The sequence below is a fragment of the Ramlibacter pallidus genome (genome assembly GCF_015070875.1).
Lineage (GTDB): Bacteria > Pseudomonadota > Gammaproteobacteria > Burkholderiales > Burkholderiaceae_C > Ramlibacter > Ramlibacter pallidus.
This window is the reverse complement of the sequence record NZ_JADDIV010000005.1, coordinates 488,389-509,221: the sequence shown is the minus strand read 5'-3', so window position 1 is coordinate 509,221 and position 20,833 is coordinate 488,389. Positions and strand designations below refer to the sequence as shown.

General features: G+C 69.1%; 22 protein-coding genes. 9 read left to right on the top strand and 13 right to left on the bottom strand.

Annotation, left to right across the window (positions count from 1 at the left end; genetic code table 11):
- The first annotated feature begins 21 nt into the window (after positions 1–21).
- The 5 genes from truA (at position 22) to accD (ending at position 4,520) form a co-directional block, all read left to right on the top strand.
- Positions 22–804, top strand: a complete 783-nt coding sequence (truA, locus tag IM787_RS19500; protein ID WP_193678361.1) for a tRNA pseudouridine(38-40) synthase TruA — start codon at positions 22–24, stop codon at positions 802–804.
- Entirely contained in the window at positions 801–1,505 is a 705-nt protein-coding gene (locus IM787_RS19495) for a phosphoribosylanthranilate isomerase (protein ID WP_193678360.1), read from the top strand. The genes truA and IM787_RS19495 overlap by 4 nt, the downstream gene beginning before the upstream one ends.
- Positions 1,483–2,733, top strand: a complete 1,251-nt coding sequence (gene trpB / locus IM787_RS19490; protein ID WP_193678359.1) for a tryptophan synthase subunit beta — start codon at positions 1,483–1,485, stop codon at positions 2,731–2,733. Before IM787_RS19495 ends, trpB begins: the two co-directional genes overlap by 23 nt.
- A gap of 85 nt (positions 2,734–2,818) precedes the next feature.
- Positions 2,819–3,634 (top strand): tryptophan synthase subunit alpha, encoded by an 816-nt coding sequence (gene trpA, locus IM787_RS19485; protein ID WP_193678358.1) that lies wholly within the window; start codon positions 2,819–2,821, stop codon positions 3,632–3,634.
- A gap of 13 nt (positions 3,635–3,647) precedes the next feature.
- Positions 3,648–4,520 carry an acetyl-CoA carboxylase, carboxyltransferase subunit beta gene (gene accD / locus IM787_RS19480; RefSeq protein ID WP_193678357.1) on the top strand — a complete coding sequence of 291 codons (873 nt, stop codon included), beginning with the start codon at positions 3,648–3,650 and terminating at the stop codon, positions 4,518–4,520.
- Between the two features lie 106 nt (positions 4,521–4,626).
- Here the strand turns inward: accD and IM787_RS19475 are convergent, their stop codons facing one another.
- A complete protein-coding gene (locus IM787_RS19475; RefSeq protein WP_193678356.1) occupies positions 4,627–5,169 on the bottom strand; it encodes a YggT family protein in 543 nt (180 codons plus the stop codon).
- Between the two features lie 46 nt (positions 5,170–5,215).
- On the opposite strand from IM787_RS19475, the gene IM787_RS19470 reads away from it, so the two are divergent.
- From IM787_RS19470 to IM787_RS19455, 4 genes are all read left to right on the top strand, one after another.
- The gene (locus IM787_RS19470) at positions 5,216–5,848 is read left to right on the top strand and encodes an LON peptidase substrate-binding domain-containing protein (RefSeq protein ID WP_193678355.1); all 633 of its coding nucleotides are present in this window, start codon (positions 5,216–5,218) and stop codon (positions 5,846–5,848) included.
- Positions 5,849–5,939: 91 nt separating this feature from the next.
- Positions 5,940–7,463, top strand: coding sequence for a lysine--tRNA ligase (gene lysS / locus IM787_RS19465; protein ID WP_193678354.1), 1,524 nt, complete (start codon positions 5,940–5,942; stop codon positions 7,461–7,463).
- On the top strand, positions 7,457–8,722 hold the full coding sequence (locus tag IM787_RS19460) for an Hsp70 family protein (RefSeq protein WP_435531174.1): 1,266 nt from the start codon (positions 7,457–7,459) through the stop codon (positions 8,720–8,722). Before lysS ends, IM787_RS19460 begins: the two co-directional genes overlap by 7 nt.
- Positions 8,719–9,225, top strand: a complete 507-nt coding sequence (locus IM787_RS19455; RefSeq protein ID WP_193678353.1) for a YgjP-like metallopeptidase domain-containing protein — start codon at positions 8,719–8,721, stop codon at positions 9,223–9,225. Before IM787_RS19460 ends, IM787_RS19455 begins: the two co-directional genes overlap by 4 nt.
- A gap of 16 nt (positions 9,226–9,241) precedes the next feature.
- Here IM787_RS19455 and nagZ read toward each other — a convergent pair whose 3' ends face one another.
- The 12 genes from nagZ to IM787_RS19395 form a co-directional block, all read right to left on the bottom strand.
- Positions 9,242–10,330, bottom strand: a complete 1,089-nt coding sequence (nagZ, locus tag IM787_RS19450) for a beta-N-acetylhexosaminidase (protein ID WP_193678352.1) — start codon at positions 10,328–10,330, stop codon at positions 9,242–9,244.
- Positions 10,327–10,731 (bottom strand): holo-ACP synthase, encoded by a 405-nt coding sequence (gene acpS / locus IM787_RS19445; RefSeq protein ID WP_193678351.1) that lies wholly within the window; start codon positions 10,729–10,731, stop codon positions 10,327–10,329. Before acpS ends, nagZ begins: the two co-directional genes overlap by 4 nt.
- Positions 10,728–11,474 carry a pyridoxine 5'-phosphate synthase gene (locus IM787_RS19440; protein ID WP_193678350.1) on the bottom strand — a complete coding sequence of 249 codons (747 nt, stop codon included), beginning with the start codon at positions 11,472–11,474 and terminating at the stop codon, positions 10,728–10,730. Before IM787_RS19440 ends, acpS begins: the two co-directional genes overlap by 4 nt.
- Entirely contained in the window at positions 11,471–12,217 is a 747-nt protein-coding gene (gene recO, locus IM787_RS19435; protein ID WP_193678349.1) for a DNA repair protein RecO, read from the bottom strand. The genes IM787_RS19440 and recO overlap by 4 nt, the downstream gene beginning before the upstream one ends.
- A gap of 24 nt (positions 12,218–12,241) precedes the next feature.
- On the bottom strand, positions 12,242–13,186 hold the full coding sequence (gene era / locus IM787_RS19430; protein ID WP_193678348.1) for a GTPase Era: 945 nt from the start codon (positions 13,184–13,186) through the stop codon (positions 12,242–12,244).
- Positions 13,183–13,866: a ribonuclease III gene (rnc, locus tag IM787_RS19425; protein WP_193678347.1), complete on the bottom strand. Its 684-nt coding sequence runs from the start codon at positions 13,864–13,866 to the stop codon at positions 13,183–13,185. Before rnc ends, era begins: the two co-directional genes overlap by 4 nt.
- A 17-nt stretch (positions 13,867–13,883) precedes the next feature.
- Positions 13,884–14,240 carry a DUF4845 domain-containing protein gene (locus IM787_RS19420; RefSeq protein WP_193678346.1) on the bottom strand — a complete coding sequence of 119 codons (357 nt, stop codon included), beginning with the start codon at positions 14,238–14,240 and terminating at the stop codon, positions 13,884–13,886.
- A 20-nt stretch (positions 14,241–14,260) separates the two neighbouring features.
- Entirely contained in the window at positions 14,261–15,208 is a 948-nt protein-coding gene (gene lepB / locus IM787_RS19415; RefSeq protein ID WP_193678345.1) for a signal peptidase I, read from the bottom strand.
- 16 nt (positions 15,209–15,224) lie between these two features.
- On the bottom strand, positions 15,225–17,036 hold the full coding sequence (lepA, locus tag IM787_RS19410; RefSeq protein ID WP_193678344.1) for a translation elongation factor 4: 1,812 nt from the start codon (positions 17,034–17,036) through the stop codon (positions 15,225–15,227).
- A 512-nt stretch (positions 17,037–17,548) separates the two neighbouring features.
- Positions 17,549–19,069 carry a DegQ family serine endoprotease gene (locus tag IM787_RS19405; RefSeq protein WP_193678343.1) on the bottom strand — a complete coding sequence of 507 codons (1,521 nt, stop codon included), beginning with the start codon at positions 19,067–19,069 and terminating at the stop codon, positions 17,549–17,551.
- Positions 19,070–19,196: 127 nt separating this feature from the next.
- Positions 19,197–20,225 carry a MucB/RseB C-terminal domain-containing protein gene (locus IM787_RS19400; protein ID WP_193678342.1) on the bottom strand — a complete coding sequence of 343 codons (1,029 nt, stop codon included), beginning with the start codon at positions 20,223–20,225 and terminating at the stop codon, positions 19,197–19,199.
- 11 nt (positions 20,226–20,236) lie between these two features.
- Positions 20,237–20,815 carry a sigma-E factor negative regulatory protein gene (locus tag IM787_RS19395; RefSeq protein ID WP_193678341.1) on the bottom strand — a complete coding sequence of 193 codons (579 nt, stop codon included), beginning with the start codon at positions 20,813–20,815 and terminating at the stop codon, positions 20,237–20,239.
- Positions 20,816–20,833: the final 18 nt, after the last annotated feature.

Here is a 20,833-nt window from a genome sequence, read left to right as displayed (position 1 = left end):
GGCCCTTTCCTTTTGGCTCCAGTGAGAATCGCCCTCGGCATCAGCTACAACGGACAGGCCTATGACGGCTGGCAGAGCCAGCCGTCGGGCCGCACCGTGCAGGACCACCTGGAGGCGGCGCTCGGGCGCTTCACGACGCAGCAGGTCGCCACCGTCTGCGCCGGCCGCACCGATGCCGGCGTGCACGGCCTCATGCAGGTGGTGCACTTCGACACCGAACTGGCGCGCGAGCCGTTCTCCTGGGTGCGCGGCACCAACACCTTCCTGCCCGCGGACATCGCCGTGCAGTGGGCGCACTCCGTGCCCGAGGCCTTCCATTCGCGCGCCAGCGCCAGGGCGCGCCGCTACGCCTACGTGCTGCTCGAATCGCCGGTGCGGCCGAGCGTCGACGCCGGCCGGGTCGGCTGGGTCTTCCGGCCGCTCGACCTCGCGGCGATGCAGGCCGCCGCCGCGCACCTGGCCGGCGAGCATGACTTCACGTCGTTCCGCGCGTCCTCCTGCCAGGCGAAAAGCCCGGTGAAGACGCTGGAGCCGGTGCGGATCACGCGCCGCGGCGCCTACTGGCGCTTCGATTTCCAGGCCAACGCGTTCCTGCACCACATGATCCGCAACCTCATGGGCTGCCTGCTGGTGGTGGGCCAGGGACTGCAGCCGCCCGGTTGGATGCGCGAAGTGCTGGCGGCACGCAGCCGCGACGCGGCGGCGCCGACCTTCTCGCCCGACGGCCTGTACTTCCTCGGCCCGCTGTACGACGCGCACTGGGGCCTGCCCGACCGGGTGGCTGCGTATGATGGACTGCCATGAGCCCCCTGGCGCACCGGACACGCATCAAGATCTGCGGCCTCACGCGCGAGCAGGACGTGGATGCCGCGGTGGAAGCCGGCGCGGACGCCGTCGGATTCGTGCTCTATCCGAAGAGCCCGCGCTTCGTCGAAGCCGCGCGCGCCGCTGAACTCGCGCGGCGGCTGCCGCCTTTCGTGACGCCGGTGCTGCTGTTCGTCAACGAAACCCCGGAGCGCGTGCGGGACGCGTGCGGGCAGGTGCCGGCGGCGATGCTGCAGTTTCATGGCGACGAGACACCGGCCCATTGCGCGCAGGCGAGCGCCGGCCGCCCCTACCTGCGCGCCGCCCGGATCCCGCTCGACCCGTCGGCCTCCTTCGACTTGCTAGAATTCGCGGCAGATCACTCCCGGGCGACCGCCCTGCTCCTCGACGCGCACGTCGAAGGCTACGGCGGCGCCGGCAAGACATTCCCTTGGTCACGCCTTCCTCCAAGCGCCAGCTTTCACGCCGTTTTGTCTGGTGGGCTCACACCTGCAAACGTGGGCGATGGCATCACGCAGGTGCGGCCGCGTTTCCGGACGCTGGCCGTTGACGTGAGCTCCGGCGTCGAGTCCGACAAGGGCATCAAGGACGCCGGCAAGATCCATCGGTTCGTCGCGGCCGTGCGGGCCGCCGACGCGCTTCTTGCAAGGTCCCCGAATGTCCAGCTACCACCAGCCTGACGCCACCGGCCACTTCGGCATCTACGGCGGCAGTTTCGTCAGCGAGACGCTGACCCACGCGATCAGCGAACTGCGCGACGCGTACGCGAAATACCGGAACGACCCGGAGTTCCTGCGCGAATTCCACTACGAGCTCAAGCACTTCGTCGGCCGGCCCTCGCCGGTCTACCACGCCGAGCGCATGAGCCGCGAACAGGGCGGCGCGCAGATCTACCTCAAGCGCGAGGACCTGAACCACACCGGCGCGCACAAGATCAACAACGTGATCGGGCAGGCGATGCTGGCGCGGCGCATGGGCAAGCCGCGCATCATCGCGGAAACCGGTGCCGGCCAGCACGGCGTGGCGACGGCGACGATCTGCGCGCGCTACGGCCTCGAATGCGTGGTCTACATGGGCAGCAACGACGTGCAGCGCCAGAGCCCCAACGTCTACCGCATGAACCTGCTGGGCGCCCGCGTGGTGCCGGTGGACTCGGGCAGCAAGACGCTGAAGGACGCGCTGAACGAGGCCATGCGCGACTGGGTCACGAACGTCGAGAACACGTTCTACATCATCGGGACCGTCGCCGGCCCGCACCCCTATCCGATGATGGTGCGCGACTTCCAGAGCGTGATCGGCAAGGAATGCATCGAGCAGATGCCGGAACTGGCCGGCGGCCAGCCGGATGCCGTGATCGCCTGCGTCGGCGGCGGCAGCAACGCCATGGGCATCTTCCACCCGTACATCCCCTTCGGGAAGACGCGGCTGGTCGGCGTGGAGGCGGCGGGGGAAGGCCTCGAAAGCGGCAAGCACTCGGCGTCGCTGCAGCGCGGCAGCCCCGGCGTGCTGCACGGCAACCGCACCTACATCCTGCAGGACGCCAACGGGCAGATCACCGAGACGCACAGCGTGAGCGCCGGCCTCGACTATCCCGGGGTCGGCCCCGAGCACGCGTGGCTCAAGGACAGCGGCCGCGCCGAATACGTCGGCGTGACGGACGCGGAGGCGCTCGAGGCTTTCCACTACCTGTGCCGCACGGAAGGCATCATCCCCGCCCTCGAATCCAGCCACGCGATCGCCTATGCGATGAAGCTCGCGAAGACGATGCGCAGCGACCAGTCCATCCTGGTCAACCTCTCGGGCCGCGGCGACAAGGACATCGGCACCGTCGCCGACCTGGCCGGCGTCGATTTCTACGACCGCCCCTCCATGCGCGGACTCTCGCTCAAGGGAGGGCCCAAACAATGAGGTGCCCCCACGCTCCGCACTTCGTGTCGTCGCTGCCCCCCGAGGGGGCGCCTGCCCCCCTAGAGGCGGCTCGTCGGGAGGCAGAATGAGCCGCATCGGAAAGACCTTCGAGCGGCTGGCGCGCGAACAGCGCAAGGCCCTCATCCCCTACATCACCGCCGGCTTCCCCTTCGCCGACATCACGCCTTCGCTGATGCACGCGATGGTCGAAGCCGGGAGCGACGTGATCGAACTGGGCGTGCCCTTCTCCGACCCCATGGCCGACGGGCCGGTGATCCAGAAGGCCGGCGAGCGCGCCTTGGCCCTGGGCATCGGGCTGGCGCAGGTGCTGGAGATGGTGCGCACGTTCCGGACGAAGGACGCGGACACGCCGGTCGTGCTGATGGGTTACGCCAACCCGGTGGAGCGCTACGAGCTCACCCACGGTGCGGCAAGCTTCGCGCGCGATGCCGGCGCGGCCGGCGTCGACGGCGTGCTGATCGTCGACTACCCGCCGGAGGAATGCGAGGCTTTTGCCGCGCAGCTGAAGCAGCACGGCCTCGACCTGATCTTCCTGCTGGCCCCCACCAGCACGGAGCAGCGCATCCAGCAGGTCGCGCGCGTCGCCAGCGGCTACGTCTACTACGTGTCGCTCAAGGGCGTGACCGGCGCCGGCCATCTGGACACGGCGGCGGTGGAAGAGGCGCTGCCGAGGATCCGCAAGCACGTGAAGATCCCGGTCGGCGTCGGCTTCGGCATCCGCGACGCCCAGACGGCGCGCGCGATCGGCCGCGTCGCCGATGCCGTCGTGATCGGCACGAAGGTCATCCAGGTCGTGGAAGAGCAGCCGCGCGAGCAGGTGCTGCCGGCCCTGTCCAGCTTCCTGTCCGGCATCCGGAACGCGCTAGACTCCAGAGGTTGATGGAGGTACCCAGATGAGCTGGTTGGAAAAACTGCTGCCCCCGAAGATCCAGCCGACGGATCCGAACGAGCGCCGCAGCGTGCCCGAGGGCTTGTGGATCAAGTGCCCCAGCTGCGAGTCGGTGCTTTACAAGAACGACCTGGAGCAGAACCAGAACGTCTGCCCGACCTGCAGCCACCACCATCGCATCGGGGCCCGCGCCCGCCTGAACGCCTTCCTCGACCCGGAAGGCCGCTACGAGATCGGCCAGGAAGTGCTGCCGGTCGACGCCCTCAAGTTCCAGGACAGCCGCAAGTACCCGCAGCGGCTGAAGGAAGCGCTGGAGAACACCGGCGAGACCGACGCGCTGATCGTGATGGGCGGCTCGGTGCACAGCATCAGCCTGGTGGCCGCCGCCTTCGAGTTCGACTTCATGGGCGGCAGCATGGGCAGCGTGGTCGGCGAGCGTTTCGTGCGCGGCGTCGAAACCGCCATCGAGCAGAAGGTGCCTTTCCTCTGCTTCACCGCCACCGGCGGCGCCCGCATGCAGGAAGGCCTGCTGTCGCTCATGCAGATGGCCAAGACCAACGCCGCGCTCACGCGCCTGGCGAAGAAGGGCCTGCCCTACATCAGCGTGCTGACCGACCCGACCATGGGTGGCGTGAGCGCGGGCTTCGCCTTCGTCGGCGACCTCGTCATCGCCGAGCCGAAGGCGCTGATCGGCTTTGCCGGCCCCCGCGTGATCGAGTCGACCGTGCGGGTGAAGCTGCCGGAAGGCTTCCAGCGCGCCGAGTTCCTGCAGGAAAAGGGCGCCGTCGACTTCATCTGCGACCGCCGTGAACTGCGCAAGACCGTGGCCAACGTGCTGGCGATGCTGACGCGGCAGTCGGCCGACGCGGTCGACTGATTTTTCCGCTGCGAGTGACAGGGCGGGACCGGGGAGCCTGGACCGGAGGGCGGGCCCCCGGCCCCCGACCTCGCCCTGAACACCGGAGAGCCACGGAACGGCAGCCCTACCGCAACACCGCCGCCTGCAAGTTCGCCAGGATGATGAGCAGTACCTGCAACACCACCAGCAGCGCCAACGGCGACAGGTCGAAGCCGCCCACCAGCGGAATGATCTTCCGGAAAGGCCGCAGCATCGGCGCGGCCAGCCGGTCGATCACGTCCGTGATCGGCGAGTCCGCGCGCACCCACGACAGGATCGCGTAGACGATCACCAAGCCGATCGCACCGGAGATCGCCAGCCGCACCAGCCCGAACAGCGCCAACGCCGGCAGCACCGCGGGCGAGCCCCGCACGAACAGCCAGAGGATGGCGAACTGGGACAGCTCGATGAGGTAGGCCGCCACGATGCTCGCGAGGTCCCAGCGCTTCACGGATGGCAGCACCCGCCGCAGGGGCAACACGATCCAGTCCGTCAGCGCGAAGACGAAGCGCCCGACCGGGTTGCCGAAGGGGATGCGCTGCAGCTGCATGTAAAGCCGCAGCAGGCAGGCGCCGCCGAGCAAGCCCGCCGCGACGTCGAGCAGGAAGGAAAGGATCTGGAAGAACATGGATCAGGTGGGTCGTGGGATGATAGCGGCAGCCACTGGACCCGTCGTGCCCGCTCCCCTCACCCTGCAGTCGCTCCCCCTCTTCCCGCTCGGCGCCGTCCTCTTCCCGGACGGGCTGTTGTCCCTGCGCGTGTTCGAGGTGCGCTACCTCGACATGATCTCCAAGTGCCACAAGGCCGGCGCGCCGTTCGGGGTGGTGTCGCTCACCCAGGGCAGCGAAGTGCGGCAGCCCGGCATGCAGGAGGCCTTTTCGCAGGTCGGCACCCTGGCCACCATCCACGAGTTCGAGAACCCGCAGGCCGGGCTGATGCTGGTGCGCGCCAAGGGCGCGCAGCGGTTCCGCATCACGGCCAGCGACCAGCTCAAGCACGGCCTGTGGGTCGCCGACGTCGAAAGCATCCCTGCCGACCTGTCGGTACCGGTGCCCGAGGACCTGCAGCCGACCGCCGAGGCCCTGCACCGCCTGATCCAGTCGCTGCAGCTGAAGCCCGACCAGGCGGGACCGATGCCGCTGCTGCCGCCCTGGAAACTGGACGACTGCGGCTGGGTGGCGAACCGCTGGTGCGAGCTGCTGCCGTTGCCGGTGGCCCTCAAGCAGCGCCTGATGGAACTGGACAACCCCCTGGTGCGGCTCGAGCTGGTGAGCGACGTCCTGGCCCGCACCGGCATCACGATCTGAGGCCTCCGGGCGCCGCCGGCGGGGCCGCGGCGGCAAAAACTTAGAATCGACGGTTTCGCCTTCTCGCGGCGCCGCCGCGCGCCCGCCCCCGATGTCCGACCAGACCACCCCGCCCACCGACGAGAACCAGCTCATCGCGGAACGCCGCGAGAAGCTCAAGGCCCTGCGCCAGGCCCACCGGCAGGGCGGCGTGCCCGCCTTTCCCAACGACTTCAAGCCGGGGCAGCACGCGTCGCAACTGCACGCGCTGCACGCCGCAAAACCGGCCGAGCAGCTGGAAGCCGACGCGCCGGCCGGCAGCGTGGCCGGCCGCATGATGCTCAAGCGGGTGATGGGCAAGGCGAGCTTCGCCACGCTGCAGGACCAGAGCGGCCGCATCCAGATCTACGTCACGCGCGACGCGGTCGGAGAGGAAGCCTACGCGGCGTTCAAGCACTGGGACCTGGGCGACATCGTCGGCGCCGAGGGGCGCATGTTCAAGACGCGCACCGGCGAGCTGTCGCTGCACGCCACCTCGATCCGCCTGCTCACCAAGAGCTTGCGCCCGATGCCGGACAAGTTCCACGGCGTCGCCGACCAGGAGGTGAAGTACCGCCAGCGCTACGTCGACCTGATGACCGACGAGGACGCCCGCAAGCGCTTCGTCGCGCGCAGCAAGGCGCTGTCGGGCATCCGGGAGTTCATGGTGCAGCACGGCTTCCTGGAAGTGGAGACGCCGATGCTCCACCCGATCCCCGGCGGCGCCAACGCGAAGCCCTTCGTCACGCACCACAACGCGCTGGACCAGGAAATGTACCTGCGCATCGCGCCGGAGCTGTACCTCAAGCGCCTGCTGGTGGGCGGCTTCGAGCGCGTGTTCGAGGTGAACCGGAACTTCCGCAACGAGGGCATCTCCGTGCGGCACAACCCCGAGTTCACGATGATGGAGTTCTACGCGGCCTACTGGAACTACCGCGACCTGATGGACTTCACCGAGGCGCTGGTCCGGGACGCGGCGCAGAAGGCCGTGGGGACGCTGCAGCTGTCGTACGGCGGCAAGGCCATCGACCTGTCGCAGCCGTTCGAGCGGCTGACCATTCCCGAAGCGATCGTGCGCCACGGCGACGCCGGCGACAACGTCGGCAACCGCGAGTGGCTGGTGCAGCAGCTGCGCAAGCTGGGCATGACGGAGGAGAAGGAGCGCCTGTCGGCACGTTCGCTGGCCTCGCTGCAGGTGCTGTTCTTCGAGGAGAAGGTGGAGGAGAAGCTGTGGCAGCCGACCTTCATCATGGAGCACCCGACCGAGATCTCGCCGCTGGCGCGCGCCAACGACGAGCGCCCGGAGGTGACGGAGCGCTTCGAGCTGTACATCACGGGACGCGAGATGGCGAACGGCTTCTCCGAGCTGAACGACGCCGAGGACCAGGCGGCGCGGTTCCAGGCGCAGGTGAACGCCAAGGATGCGGGCGACGACGAAGCCATGTTCTACGACCATGACTTCGTGCGGGCGCTGGAGTACGGCATGCCGCCCGCCGGCGGCTGCGGCATCGGCATCGACCGGCTGATGATGCTGCTGACCGACAGCCCGAGCATCCGCGACGTGATCCTGTTCCCGGCCCTGCGCCGGGAATCCTGAACCCGCGCGCGCCGGCCACGGTCGGCATCGATTTCGGCACCTCCAATTCCGCCGTCGCCTGGCTGGACGCGGAGGGAGCCGCGCGCCTCGTGCCGCTCGAGGGCACGGCCACGGGGATGCCCACGGCCGTCTTCTTCAATGCGGAAGACCGCACGACGCACTTCGGGCGCCAGGCGATCGGCCTGTACCTGGCCGGCGTCGAAGGACGGCTGCTGCGTTCGCTCAAGAGCCTGCTGGGAAGCAGCCTCCTCGAGGAGGAAACGGCGATCGGCAGCGGCGCGCTGAGCTTCCGCGCGATCATCACGTTGTACCTGTCCCGCCTGCGGGCGCAGGCCGGCGCGCACCTCGGGACGGTACCGGCGCAGGCGGTGATCGGCCGGCCCGTCCACTTCGCCGACGACGCGCCCGAGCGGGACCGCCGCGCGCAGGCGGCGCTGGCGGACTGCGCCGCGGCCGCCGGATTCACCGGCGTGCGCTTCGAGCTGGAGCCCATCGCCGCGGCGCTGGACTACGAACGGCGCGTCACGCGCGAAGTGCTGGTGCTGGTGGTCGACATCGGCGGCGGCACGTCCGACTTCACGGTGGTCCGCCTGGGACCCGAGCGCGCGGCACGGGCGGACCGCAGCGGCGACGTCCTGGCGACGGCCGGCATCCACATCGCCGGCACCGACTACGACCGGCGCCTGAACCTGCGCAACGTCATGCCGCTGCTGGGCTACCACCACGAGGGGCCGGAAGGCCGCGAAGTCCCGAGCGGGCCCTTCATCGACCTTTCCAGCTGGCACCTGGTCCAGTGGATGTACGTCCCCCGCCGCGTGCGCGAAGTGCGTGCGCTGCGCAGCGACTACGCGGACCCGCGCCTGCACGATCGCCTGATGGCGGTGCTGGACCAGCGCCTCGCGCATCTCGTGCTGGACCAGGTCGAACGCGCGAAGATCGCCAGCTCCACCAGCGGGGGCCGCGCGCCGATCGACCTGCCGGCCGTGGAACGCGGACTGCAGGCGCAGCTGGACGCGGAAGGCATGGCACGCGACCTCGATCCCCTGCTCCTGCAGGTCGTCGACCGCGCGGCCGACTGCGTGCGTGCGGCCGGATTGCAGCCGGACCAGCTGGACGCGCTCTACCTCACCGGGGGTTCGTCGTCGCTGCGGCCGTTCCTGGCCAGGCTGCGGCAGCGCTTCCCGGGCACCGACATCGTGGAAGGCGACCTGTTCGGCGGCGTGGCCACTGGCCTGGCATACGCCGGGGGGCGCGCATGATCCTGCGCTACCTGGCGCACTACCCGGCCGCCGTGCAGGACGAGGTGCGGCAACTGCTGGCCGCCGACCGGGTGGGCGCCCTGCTGCTGCGGAAGTACCCCTGCGCGCACGACGTGCGCACCGACGGGGCCCTCTACACCTACGTCATGGGCCTCAAGGCGGAGTACCTGCGCAGCTCGGAACCCCTGAGCAAGGTGGTCTACGACGGCCAGCTGCACGTGATCCGCAATGCGTTGGGCACGCACACCACGGTGTCGCGGGTGCAGGGCGGAAAGCTCAAGGCCAAGCGGGAGATCCGCATTGCCGCGCTGTTCCGCGAGGGGCCGCCGGAGTTCCTGCGGATGATCGCCGTCCACGAGCTGGCGCACCTGCGGCAGCGCGAGCACGACAAGGCCTTCTACCAGCTTTGCACGCACATGGAGCCGCGCTACCACCAGTTCGAGTTCGACCTGCGCCTGTACCTCACGCACCTGGAGACCCACGGCAAGCTGGCGTGGGGCTGAGGGGCGCCGGGCGGGTTTACGGCAGCAGCTGCAGCGCGCGCATGTAGCGCGGCTCGGTCATCAGCGCGTCCCAGGTGATGGAGGGCCCGCAGGGCAGGAGCGCGAGGCGGCGCTGCTCGCCGGCTTCGCTCGCCTGCCACTCGCCGCGCGCCTGCGCTTCCGCGAGACCGTCGAGCAATTCGTCGATCGACTGCCCGCCGGGGCTGTTCACCGACTCGTTGCACAGCAGCACCATGTCGCAGCCTGCATTGAGCGCCACCACCGCCGCCTCGGTGTAGCTCACGTCGCGCCCCTCGATCCGGCGTGCGCCGGCCATGCTGAGGTCGTCGCTGAAAATCGCGCCCTGGAACTGCAGCTGCTCGCGCAGGATGTCGTTCAGCCAGCGCGGCGAGAAGCCGGCCGGCCGCGGATCGACCTTGCGGTAGATCACGTGGGCCGGCATCACGCTGGTGAGGGTGTTGCCCAGCCACTCGTACGGGATCGCGTCGTCCTGCAGGATGGCCTTGAGGCTGCGGTCGTCGACCGGGATCTCCAGGTGCGAGTCGGCCTTGACGAAACCGTGCCCCGGGAAGTGCTTGCCGCAGTTCGCCACGCCGGCCTGCAGCAGGCCGTGCATCAGGCTGCGCGCCAGCAGCGTCGCGACGCGCGGGTCGCGGTGGAACGACCGGTCGCCGATGACGGAACTCGCGCCGTGGTCCAGGTCGAGCACCGGCGTGAAGCTGAAATCCACGCCACAGGCGCGCAGCTCGGCACCCAGCACGTAGCCAGCGGCCGTCGCGGCGGCCATCGCCTTCATCGCCCCGCTGCCTTCGCCGGCCTTGCCGTCCTTCATCCACAGATCGCCGAAACGGCGCATGGGCGGCAGGTGCGTGAAGCCGTCGGTGCGGAAGCGCTGCACCCGTCCACCCTCGTGGTCGACGGAGATGAGGAGGTCGCCGCGCACCTCCTTGACCTCGGCGCAAAGGGCGGCCAGCTGCTCGCGGCTTTGCCAGTTGCGCCCGAAGAGGATCATGCCGCCCACCAGCGGGTGCGCCAGGCGGCGGCGGTCGTCGGCACTGAGTTCGAGGCCGGCGACGTCGATGACCACCGGTGCGTGTTCGCTCATGTTCTGGCTTCTTTCTGTTCCACCACCACGAAGCTGGCGGCGTAGTCGGTTTCGTCGGTGACGCTCACCTGCGCGCTCAGGCCGCGCGCGGCGCACCAATCCTTCAATTCCCCGTGCAGCACGATCACCGGCTTGCCGCTCGCGAGCTTGCCCACTTCGCAGGAACGCCACGTCATCGGCATGCGCATGCCCAGGCCCACGGCCTTGCTGAAGGCCTCCTTGGCCGAGAAGCGCGTGGCGAGGTAGCGGAGGCCGCGCTCCGGCCAGCGGGCGCTGCGCGCCTGCCAGGTCGCGAATTCGGCGTCGCTCAGGATCTTGCGCGCGAAGCGGTCGCCGTGGCGCTCCAGCGAAGACCGGATCCGCCGCACGTCGCAGATGTCGGTGCCGATGCCGTAGATCACCGCGTGCCCGGCTCCATGGCCTGGAGGTAGGCGCGCACCGTGGCGGCGTAACCGAGCTCCAGCGCGTCGGCGACCAGTGCATGGCCGATGGAGACCTCCTGCACGCCGGGAACGGCCCGCAGGAAGTCGGGCAGGTTGGCGCGGCTGAGGTCGTGGCCCGCATTGACGCCGAGGCCCGCCGCCTGCGCCGCGCGCGCGGCAGCGGCGAAGCGCTCCAGCTCCTGCGCCTGCCGCGGCGTGCCCCAGGCGGCGGCGTACGGCTCGGTGTAGAGCTCGATGCGGTCGGCGCCCACCGCCTTCGCCAGCGGCATCGCCTCGGGATCGGCATCCATGAAGAGGCTGACGCGCACGCCCAGCGCCCTGGCTTCCTCGATCAGCGGCTGCACGCGCCGCGCATCGGCCCGCAGGTCCCAGCCATGGTCGCTGGTGAACTGGCCTTCGCTGTCGGGCACGAAGGTGCACTGGTGCGGCCGCAGTTCGCGCACGAAGTCCATCAGGTTGTGGAAGGGGTTGCCCTCGATGTTGAACTCGGCGCGGGGCCAGTCCCGGCGCAGCAGCGCGTGCAGTTCGCGCACGTCGCCGGCGCGGATGTGGCGCGCGTCCGGCCGCGGATGGACCGTGATGCCGTGGGCGCCGGCCTCCAGGCACAGCTGCGCTGCGCGGGTGACGCTCGGGATGCCCAGGTGGCGGGAATTCCGCAGCAAGGCGACCTTGTTGACGTTCGCGGACAGCAGCGTGGTCATAGGGCTTGCAGGTCCATCATCAGTTGCCGGGTGCGCAGGGTGTTCACGCCGCAATGGTAGTGCAGCAGCGCGCGCAGCTGCGGCTTGAGCTCGCCGAGGACCGCGGCCTCCCGCAAGGTGGCGTGGAAGGGCGCCGGGTCGTCCAGCGCGGCCTGCAACGCCCGCCACTGGGCGCCGGCGAGGCTGCCGCGCTCCTCGCCGTCGTGCGCCTCGACCAGTCCGCCTTCCGGGCGCAGGGTGTAGGGCACATCGTCGCCGAGGGGCGCCAGGGTGGCGGTCTGCAGGTCGAGCGACGGCAGCAGGCCGATCTCGCGCAACAGCAGCAGCTCGAAGGCCCGCAGCGCCGCCTGCAGCAGCGTGCCCTCTTCTCCCGCGAGGATGCGCACGGCCGCCGCGTACACGTCGAACAGCACGGGGTGCGGGTCGTCGCGGGCCAGAAGGCGCAGCAGCAGCTCGTTGAGGTAGTAGCCGGACAACAGCGCATCGCCGGTCGGCATCACCTGCCCGCCCATCCATTCCGCGGACTTGAGCGTGCGGATCTCCGCGTCGCCGCCGAAGGCGATGTGCAGCGGCTGCAGCGGCAGCAGGACGGGCCGGAAGTTGGAGCTCGGCTTCTTCGCGCCCTTGGCGACCACGGCGATGCGCCCATGGTGGCGGGTGAGCACCTCCAGGATCAGGCTGGACTCGCTCCAGTCGTAGCGGTGCAGGACGAAGGCGGGCTCGTCGCCGATGCGCCTGGCCATGGCGTCAGGCCTCGCGAAGCATGGTCACTCGTAGCCGAAGGACCGCACGCGCGCCTCGTCGTCGGCCCAGCCGGAGCGGACCTTCACGAACAGCTGCAGGAAGACCTTGGCGTCGAACAGCTGCTCGAGTTCCTGCCGCGCCTCGGTCCCGACGCGCTTGAGCTTTTCCCCGCCCTCCCCGATCACCATGGCCTTGTGGCTGTCGCGCTCGACCACGATGGTGGCGGCGATCCGCACCATGCGCTTGAACTTGGGACTGGGCTCTTCCTCGAACTTGTCGATCACCACCGTCGAGGTGTACGGCAGCTCGTCCCCGGTCAGGCGGAACAGCTTTTCGCGGACCATCTCGCCCGCCATGAAGCGCTCGCTGCGGTCGGTGAGCTCGTCCTCGCCGTACCACCAGGGCTGCTGCGGCAGGTATTTCGCGCAGACATCCAGCAGGCGGTCGACGTCCTTGCTCGCCTTGGCGGAGATCGGCATGAACTCGGTGAAGGCATGGCGCTGCTGCATGTCGCGCAGCCAGGGCGCCAGTTCGCCGCGGCGGTGCACCAGGTCGAGCTTGTTCGCCACCAGGATCGCCGGGATGCCGGGGCGCAGCAGCGACAGCACCTTGGCGTCGCCCAGCGTGAAGCTGCCGGCCTCCACCACGAACAGCACGACGTCGACGTCGCCGATCACGCCGGTGACGGCCTTGTTCAGCGAGCGGTTGAGCGCGGAGCTGTGGCGCGTCTGGAAGCCGGGCGTGTCGACGAACACGAACTGCGTGTCGCCCTGGGTGCGCACGCCGGTGATGCGGTGGCGGGTGGTCTGCGCCTTGCGGGAGGTGATGCTGATCTTCTGGCCGACCAGCGCGTTGAGCAGGGTGGACTTGCCCACGTTGGGCTTGCCCACGATCGCGACCAGGCCGCAGCGCTGCGCGGGGGCGTCCGGCGCGCCCTCGGGTGCCGGGGGACGTTCCTGCTCTGTCATTTGATTCGGGCCTTCAATGCCAGCAGCATAGCCGCTGCCGCGGCCTGTTCGCCCGCGCGGCGCGAGGCGCCGATCCCGCGTTCGACCAGGCCGAGCTCGCCCACCTCGCATTCCACGTCGAAGGTCTGCTTGTGGGCGGCGCCCAGGGTGCCGACGACCCGGTACACGGGCAGATGCATCTTGCGGCCCTGCAACACTTCCTGCAGTTCCGTCTTCGGGTCCTTGGCGGCCGCCTGCATCTCCGGCTTGATCTCCACCTGCGCGAACAGGCGGTGCACCAGGGCCTCGGCCGCCGGATACCCCGCATCGAGATGCACGGCGCCGATCAGGGCCTCGAGCGCGTCGGCGAGGATGGAGGGGCGCTTGTGGCCGCCGGAGCGGGCTTCGCCCTCCCCCAGCTTGAGCATGCCCGGCAGGCCGAGCTCCACGGCCACCTTGTGCAGGGTGTCCTGCTTCACGAGGTTGGCGCGCACGCGCGAAAGATCGCCTTCCGGCAGGTCCTTCAGGCGCTGGTAGAGCAGCGCCGCCACGGCGAGGTTCAGGACGGAGTCGCCCAGGAACTCCAGCCGCTCGTTGTGTTCGGCGGAGAAGCTGCGGTGCGTGAGCGCCCGTGCCAGCAGGCGGGGATCCTGGAAGCGGTGCTGCAGGCGCTCCTGCAGCGCCGCGAGCGCGTCAGCCACGGGCGATCCGCACCCCGCTACCGGCCGGGGCGCGAACGCCCCTCGTACTTGAGCGTCAGCCAGGCGGGCCCGACCATGTGGAATTCCTTCTGGTAGGCGAAGGACACCACCGCCTGGTCGCCGTCCTTGGCGATTTCCAGGTCCTTGCCCGCGATGGACGTGATGTTGTCGATGTCCGCGGCGCGGTCGAAGGACTGGCGGATGGCTTGCGGCGTCCCCTCGGACTTGGCCTTGTTCACCGCCTTGACCACGGCCTGGTATTCGAGAAACGAGGGAAACGCCTTGATGCCCACCGCGCCGACCACACCCAGCACCGCCAGGATGAAGATCAACGTGATCATCGAGATACCGCGCTGCCGCGACTTGCCTGCCATCGAACCCTCCGTCCAGCTTATTAGTCGAATGTGCCCACGCGCCCGAGGTCGCCGAAGTTCATCCAGATCAGGAAGGCTTTCCCGACGATGTTCCGGTCCGGCACGAACCCCCAGTAACGCGAGTCGAGCGAATTGTCCCGGTTGTCGCCCATCACGAAGTAGTGCCCCTCCGGCACCTTGCAGACGACCCCCTCGACACTGTAGCGGCAATTCTGCCTGTTCGGAAAGGGCTCCGCGCCGGGGATGAAGGCCGGCCTGTCGTCATCGTTCAACAGCCTGTGCGTCTTGTCCCCCAGCGTCTCCTCGAAGTGCTTGAAGTAGCGCATGGCGTCGCGCTCGAAGTAGTCCGGCAGCCGGCGCTGCTCCACCGCCTGGCCGTTGATGGTCAGCTTCTTGTTCAGGTAGGCCACCTCGTCGCCGGGCACGCCGATGACGCGCTTGATGTAGTCCAGCGAAGGCTTGGGCGGGTAGCGGAACACCATCACGTCCCCGCGCCGGGGCGCGTTGCCCTCGGTGAGCCGCGTGTGGAGCACGGGCAGCCGCAGGCCGTACGTGAACTTGTTCACGAGGATGAGGTCGCCGACGAGCAGCGTGGGGATCATCGAGCCCGACGGGATCTTGAAGGGCTCGAACAGGAACGAGCGCAGCACGAACACGGCCACGATCACCGGGAACAGGCCCGCCGTCCAGTCCAGCCACCAGGGCTGCGCCAGGACCTTCTGCTTCGCCTCCGCGATGTCGGCATCTTCGCCGTCGGTGCCGCGGCGCTGCGCCGCGCGGGCCTCGAGTTCGGCGGCCGCGCGCCGCCGGCGCGGCAGGTACCAGAGGCGCTCGGCCACCCAGTACACCCCGGTGACGATGGTGGCCAGGAACAGCAGCAGCGCGAAGTTGCCTTCGACGAGCTCCATGTACCAGGCGGCGGCGTAGCCGACGAAGGCCGCGAGGACCGCGGCCGTGATGAAAGGCATCATTCGTTCTGTTCTTCTAGTCTTCGACCTGGAGGATGGCGAGGAACGCTTCCTGCGGCACTTCCACGGAGCCGATCTGCTTCATGCGCTTCTTGCCCGCCTTCTGCTTCTCGAGCAGCTTCTTCTTGCGGGTGATGTCGCCACCGTAGCATTTTGCCAGCACGTTCTTGCGCAGCGCCTTGACCGTCTCCCGGGCGATCACGTTGGCGCCGATCGCCGCCTGGATCGCCACGTCGAACATCTGCCGGCTGATGATCTCGCGCATCTTCGCCACCACCGCCCGTCCGCGGTACGGCGCCTGGCTGCGGTGCACGATGATCGAGAGCGCGTCGACCTTCTCCCCGTTGAGCAGGATGTCGACCTTCACGACGTCGGAAGCCCGGTACTCCTTGAACTCGTAGTCCATGGAGGCGTAGCCGCGGCTCACCGACTTCAGCTTGTCGAAGAAGTCCAGCACGATCTCGCCCAGCGGCAGTTCGTACGTCAGCATCACCTGCCGGCCGTGGTAGGCCATGTTCATCTGCACGCCGCGCTTCTGGTTGGCCAGCGTCATGACGGCGCCGACGTACTCCTGCGGCATGTACAGGTGCACGGTCACGATCGGCTCGCGGATCTCCTGGATCCGCCCGACGTCCGGCATCTTGGCCGGGTTCTCCACCATCAGCAGTTCGCCGTCCGGCTTCAGCACCTGGTAGACGACGCTCGGCGCCGTGGTGATCAGGTCCTGGTCGAACTCGCGCTCCAGCCGCTCCTGCACGATGTCCATGTGCAGCAGGCCGAGGAAGCCGCAGCGGAAGCCGAAGCCCAGCGCCTGGCTGACCTCCGGCTCGTAGTGCAGCGACGAGTCATTCAGCTTGAGCTTCTCCAGGCTGTCGCGCAGCGAGTCGTACTGGTTGGCCTCCACCGGGTAGAGGCCGGCGAACACCTGCGGCTGGATCTCCTTGAAGCCCGGGAGCGGCTCGGTGGCCGTGAAGGCGGCGCCGCCGGTGCCGGGCTTGATCAGGGTGACGGTGTCGCCGACCTTGGCCGCCTGGAGCTCCTTGATGCCGGCGATGATGTAGCCCACCTCGCCCGCCTCCAGCGCTTCGCGCGGCGCGTTCGCCGGCGTGAACACCCCCAGGCTGTTGGCCTCGTAGGTGGCTTCCGTCGCCATCAGCTTGATGCGGTCGCCCTTGGCCACGCGGCCGTCCACCACGCGCACCAGCATCACGACGCCCACGTAGCTGTCGAACCAGCTGTCGATGATCATCGCGCGCAGCGGCGCATCCGCCTTGCCCTTCGGCGCCGGGATGCGGGCGACGATCGCCTCGAGGATCTCGTCGATGCCCATGCCCGTCTTCGCGGAGCAAGGGATCGCCTGGCTCGCGTCGATGCCGATCACGTCCTCGATCTCCGCCTTCGCGTTCTCCGGGTCCGCCTGCGGCAGGTCCATCTTGTTCAGGACCGGCACGACTTCGACGCCGAGGTCCAGTGCGGTGTAGCAGTTGGCGACGGTCTGCGCTTCCACGCCCTGGCTCGCGTCCACCACCAGCAGCGCGCCCTCGCATGCGGACAGCGAGCGGCTCACCTCGTACGAGAAGTCGACGTGGCCCGGCGTGTCGATCAGGTTCAGGTTGTAGACCAGTCCGTCACGCGCCTTGTACGACAGTGCGGCGGTCTGCGCCTTGATGGTTATCCCACGCTCCTTTTCGAGATCCATCGAGTCCAGCACCTGCTCTTCCATCTCGCGGTCGGAGAGTCCGCCGCAACGCTGGATCAAGCGGTCGGCGAGCGTGGATTTGCCGTGGTCGATGTGCGCGATGATCGAAAAGTTTCTGATGTGATTCATCAACGGGAACGTTCAAGTGATTGATTCAAAAGGCGCGCACAAAGAAAAAAGGGCGCGTCAAGAAGGTGACGCGCCCTGAACCAACAATCTATGGCAACTGCGATAGTTGGAACTTCATTGTAGGCAAAACGGGCCGGGCGTACAGTCTCGGGGCCGGCCGGACTCGGCCGTTGCGGGTCAGCAACTCGCATCTTGTTCACAGCTTTTCAACAATCCGTGGAGACCCCTGGTGGGACAACATGTGGGCGATCTGTGGATCGGCGACGTGACTTACGCCACGCATCTCGCATGGTGGTGGACCGTGCCCCCGATATGCCCTGAATGCCTGCTGGGCTGGCCAGATTCTACCCAATCCGGTTCTTAGGGCCCGCCAAGTTAGCGGCTGCCAACTGCTTTGCACCCCGCCGAGGCCTCCAGCAAATCTTCAGGAGGGCCTGTCTTTTTTTGACCATGAGGCGAAAAAAAGCCCCAAACCCGACCGCGGGCTGGGGCTTTGGACGAAGCCGAAAGATTTAACCGCGCGCGGGACGGATGAGCAGATAGCTCGCCATCTCGCCGCGCCGCAGCAGGATGGGCACCGCCTTGCTCTTGTCCACCCGGGCCACCGCCGCCTCGAACTCGCGCACGTTGTTCACCTCGGTGTTGCCGATGGCGACGATCACGTCGCCCTCGCGGATGCCCGCGCGCTGCGCGCCCTCGGTGGCGGTGTCCACGCGCACGCCGCCCTTGACCTTCGCTTCGCGCTTTTGCGCTTCGGTCAATTCGCTCACGGCCAGGCCGAGCGTCTGCGCGGCGGGGCTGGTGGCGCGTGCCGGCTCGCCGCCCTGCGGTGCGTTGCGGCGCGGCGTGGCCGCCGCCGTGCGCTCCGGCTCGATCTCCGCGACGGTGACCGCCAGGTCACGCTGGCCGCCGCGGCGGAACACCGTGAGGTTCACGCGGCTGCCCGGCTTGGTGTTGCCCACGAGGCGCGGCAGCTCCGTCGCGCGGTCGATGGCCTGCCCATTGAACTTGGTGATGATGTCGCCCGCCTCGATGCCGGCCTTCTCCGCCGGGGAACCGGTCTCGACGTTGCGCACCAGGGCGCCCTGCGGGCGGCCGAGGCCGATCGATTCCGCGACGTCCCGCGTGACCTGGTCGATCTGCACGCCGATCTTTCCGCGCGAGACGCGGCCGGTGGCGCGCAGCTGCTCGGCGACGCGGGTGGCCTCGTCCATCGGGATCGCGAAGGAGATCCCCATGAAGCCGCCGGAACGCGAGTAGATCTGGCTGTTGATCCCCACCACCTCGCCGCGCATGTTGATCAGCGGCCCGCCGGAGTTGCCCGGGTTGATCGCCACGTCGGTCTGGATGAAGGGCAGGTAGTCGCCGGTGTCCCGGCCGATCGCGCTGACGATGCCCGCCGTCACGGTGTTGTCCAGGCCGAAGGGCGAACCGATCGCCATCACCCATTCGCCGACCTTCAGCCTGCGGACGTCGCCGACGCGCACGTGCGGCAGGCCGGCCGCCTCGATCTTGACCACCGCCACGTCGGTGCGCTTGTCGGCACCGACGATGCGCGCCTTGAACTCGCGCTTGTCCGACAGCGTCACGATGACCTCGTCCGCGCCCTCGACCACGTGCGCGTTGGTCATCACGAACCCGTCGGGGGTGAGGATGAAGCCGGAGCCCACGCCGCGCGGGCTCTCGTCCTCGCCCCGGGGATTGGGCCGCTGCTGGCGCGGTGCGTTCGGGTTCGGGCTCGGCATCGGCACGCCGAAGAAGCGCCGGAAGAACTCCTGCATCTCCTCGTCCATCGGCCCGCCCCCGGGTCCCGCGCCCGGGCCGGCCGGGGTGCGCGCCCGTTCGGTGGTGCGGATGTTGACGACCGCCGGGCTCACCTGGTCCACCAGCTCGGTGAAATCCGGCAGCGAACGGGGTTGCGGGGCGGACTGCGCGAACGCCGGCGCGGCCGGCGTGAGGGCGGCGGCGCCGGCGATGGCGAGGGCCATCGCCAGTCCGCAGCTGCGCAAGTTGTTCAGATCCATGCGGAACATACAGACCTCTCCAGAAGGGTCGACAAAGGGTAATGGCTGAGACTATGCGAAAGACGCAAAGTTGCGCGTCAGCGGAGGACGCGTCGCGCTTTACACCCCCGCGCGGCGCCAGGCACCAGTTGGGGGCCTACTTGCGCCGCTCAAGGCCGAGCGCGAACGCCTTGAGCGTCTGCATGGGGACTTCGCCCACGGCCGTGACCCACCAGTCCTGCAGCCGCCGCGTGAGGGTGTGCGTCGCGCCGCTCGCGAACACACCTTCCTGCTGGTGCCGCCTGGCATCGTACTCCTCGACGAAGAGGGACACCGAAGCCAGGCCGTCCGAGAAGATCCACTGCAGAACGCCCTCCGCCGGGCGCTTGTAGCAGCTCTGGGGCCGGAAGCCCGCGACCGGGCGGCTGAGCGCCCAGCCCTCGGCGGCCGCGGTGGTTTTCACCGCTTCGGCCTTCTCGACACGCCAGCCGTCGGGCACGGCCATCATCTGCTTGAGCTTGTCCATGCGGACCGGCGCGTCGAGCTGGAGTTCGGAGAACGCCGCCTGCTCCAGCACCTTGCCGCTCTCGTCGAGCGTCTGCATCTTCACGACCAGCCCGCTCTTCTTCTCGCTCCAGATCCGGTAGCCGAAACGCAGCGCGTCCCTGGGCAGCACCTGCACGATGTCCGCATCGAAGCCGGCCACCCGGTCGGACCCGACGCGGCGCGCGGTGTAGACCTCGGGGATGCCCGTCTCGTCGGGCTTGATCTCGGGGAACAGGCCGAGCGACTCGCGCCTTTCGCTGCGGACGGTCTTGCTCTCCGGCAGGAAGGTCAGCACCTCGTCGTCGCGACGGAACGTCGAGCGCGGCGCGCCCGAGAGCGATTCCACCCTTTCCACCTGCCGCTGCCCGTCGCAGGCATGCCAGATGCGCGCGCTGGACATCTGGCCCGACGAGGACATGACCACGAACGTGCCGACGTAGTTCCGCTGGCGCGAGGCCTCGTGCATGCGCGTGAGCCACTCCGTGATGGAGCGTTCGGCGCGCCCGTCCGGCCGCGGGTCCGTCACGCGCGGCGACGCGGCGGCCTGGCTGGCGGCCAGCGCGAACGCCGCGGCGGCCCCGAGCGCGAGCAGGCCCTGGGCGAAGCGGATGCGGGGAAAGGCGGGCGCGGTCAGCGTCATGCGCTCGGGCCTCAGCGGGCCGGCCCTTCGAACGTGGCGTTGCGCAGGAAGCCCGAGCTGCCGCCCAGGGCGGTCCCGCCGCCGAGCTGGCGATGCGCCTGCAGCAGCTGGTCGAGCCGCGGATCGCGCAGCATCGCCGGCGCCTCGGCCGACGCGGACACGACCGCGGGCGCGCCGGGCGCGGCCGCGAGCTGCGGCCGGCCGCCGGCAGCGCCACCGGCGCCCCACATGTTCCAACCCACCGCCGCGACCGCCATCACGGAGGCCAGGCCGGCGACCATCTTCCAGCGCCAGTCGTTCGCGGCCGCCTCCGGCCGTCCGGCCGCCGCTGCGATCGCCACCGGCAAATCGGCCACCTGGGGCTCCTCGCGCAGGCGTTGCTGCAGCCGGGCCAGGAAGGCCTCCGGCGCGCTGCCCCCCGTTACGGCACGGCCGGTGCGCAGCACCTCGCCGACCACGTGATAGGCGCACCAGGCCTCGCGCGCACGCGCATCGCCCGCCGCCAGCTGCACCGCGCGGGCGAAGTCCTCGCCGCGCAGGTGCCCGTCGGCGAGCGCCGAAATCATTTCCTGGTTGTCCATCTTGTCCATCGCTTCCATCTTGCGCCC

Bases quoted from the DNA above. Each gene is read 5' to 3' on its own strand.
- IM787_RS19395 (WP_193678341.1), bottom strand. From the start codon at position 20,815: ATGGACAAGATGGACAACCAGGAAATGATTTCGGCGCTCGCCGACGGG.
- IM787_RS19405 (WP_193678343.1), bottom strand. From the start codon at position 19,069: ATGTTCCGCATGGATCTGAACAACTTGCGCAGCTGCGGACTGGCGATG.
- lysS (WP_193678354.1), top strand. From the start codon at position 5,940: ATGTCCGACCAGACCACCCCGCCCACCGACGAGAACCAGCTCATCGCG.
- lepB (WP_193678345.1), bottom strand. From the start codon at position 15,208: ATGCCTTTCATCACGGCCGCGGTCCTCGCGGCCTTCGTCGGCTACGCC.
- IM787_RS19440 (WP_193678350.1), bottom strand. From the start codon at position 11,474: ATGACCACGCTGCTGTCCGCGAACGTCAACAAGGTCGCCTTGCTGCGG.
- accD (WP_193678357.1), top strand. From the start codon at position 3,648: ATGAGCTGGTTGGAAAAACTGCTGCCCCCGAAGATCCAGCCGACGGAT.
- IM787_RS19400 (WP_193678342.1), bottom strand. From the start codon at position 20,225: ATGACGCTGACCGCGCCCGCCTTTCCCCGCATCCGCTTCGCCCAGGGC.
- nagZ (WP_193678352.1), bottom strand. From the start codon at position 10,330: ATGAGCGAACACGCACCGGTGGTCATCGACGTCGCCGGCCTCGAACTC.
- IM787_RS19495 (WP_193678360.1), top strand. From the start codon at position 801: ATGAGCCCCCTGGCGCACCGGACACGCATCAAGATCTGCGGCCTCACG.
- IM787_RS19420 (WP_193678346.1), bottom strand. From the start codon at position 14,240: ATGGCAGGCAAGTCGCGGCAGCGCGGTATCTCGATGATCACGTTGATC.
- recO (WP_193678349.1), bottom strand. From the start codon at position 12,217: ATGGCCAGGCGCATCGGCGACGAGCCCGCCTTCGTCCTGCACCGCTAC.
- trpA (WP_193678358.1), top strand. From the start codon at position 2,819: ATGAGCCGCATCGGAAAGACCTTCGAGCGGCTGGCGCGCGAACAGCGC.
- trpB (WP_193678359.1), top strand. From the start codon at position 1,483: ATGTCCAGCTACCACCAGCCTGACGCCACCGGCCACTTCGGCATCTAC.
- era (WP_193678348.1), bottom strand. From the start codon at position 13,186: ATGACAGAGCAGGAACGTCCCCCGGCACCCGAGGGCGCGCCGGACGCC.
- IM787_RS19455 (WP_193678353.1), top strand. From the start codon at position 8,719: ATGATCCTGCGCTACCTGGCGCACTACCCGGCCGCCGTGCAGGACGAG.
- IM787_RS19475 (WP_193678356.1), bottom strand. From the start codon at position 5,169: ATGTTCTTCCAGATCCTTTCCTTCCTGCTCGACGTCGCGGCGGGCTTG.
- lepA (WP_193678344.1), bottom strand. From the start codon at position 17,036: ATGAATCACATCAGAAACTTTTCGATCATCGCGCACATCGACCACGGC.